This window comes from Spiroplasma endosymbiont of Lariophagus distinguendus (assembly GCF_023846195.1).
Lineage (GTDB): Bacteria > Bacillota_I > Bacilli_A > Mycoplasmatales > VBWQ01 > Spiroplasma_E.
Genome location: NZ_JALMUW010000142.1, coordinates 1 through 866, shown reverse-complemented (window position 1 = coordinate 866; position 866 = coordinate 1). Strand labels below are relative to the sequence as shown.

Annotated in this window: 1 protein-coding gene; it reads right to left on the bottom strand. The window is 28.3% G+C overall.

Translation table 4 applies throughout. The features are described from left to right. Window positions 1–118 precede the first annotated feature (118 nt). On the bottom strand, window positions 119–866 hold a 748-nt coding region (locus M0D11_RS06170; protein ID WP_252321062.1), incomplete at its 5' end, for a hypothetical protein.

Sequence of the window (866 nt, the reverse complement as noted above, 5' to 3'; positions counted from 1 at the left end):
ATGTTTTTTATGTTTGAATTTCTGTATACCCTCATGTATTCAATTACGACAAAATCAAAGTATAAGACAAAACCCACCAATATATAAAGCATATTTTATAATCTCCTTAAAATCCATTTTAAACACCACCTAACGTATAAGCATAAGAATAATCCCAATTTAAACTTGCTCTATCTAAATTAATCTCAGACATACTATCATCATTTAAATCAACATCAACCATACTATCATTTGTACTTTGATAATCACTAACACTAGCATTAATTAATCTTGCTCTTTCATCTGTAAATACTTCTTGTAATTCTGTATTATTATGTGTATTTCCTAACGGTAACAATAAAGTATTTATAATCTCACTTGCTCCGGCAATAATAGTAGGAATAGCAAAATAATTACTAAAATCATTATTAATACCCATAGCAACACCACTACTAATCAAACAACCACCAGTTCCCATATTTGCTATTTTACGTATAGTTTCAAACCTATTAGGTATTAACTCAGTTAAACCACTAATAAGATTTGCTATACCAAAACTATTTAAAGATATATAAGTATCCCAATCTACAAAAGGCTTATCAATTATCGGTTTAACGGTTGTAAATGGCGGATATGTTGGCCTTGGTGGTTCAGTAGGGCAAGGTGGTCAAAAACACGGTTCATCTCTTAATAAAAAAACTGACTTATCTACATACTGAATAAACTTCGCATAATTAATTAAACCAATTGTTCCTAAACCTAAAAATATCTTTTTATAACTATTAATCACTTTATTTTTAGTAGTAGGTCTTTGATTAATATTCCATATATCAATTCCTAACTTTTTACTAAATAACAAAGAATTAATAGAACCTAAAATTGGGTCT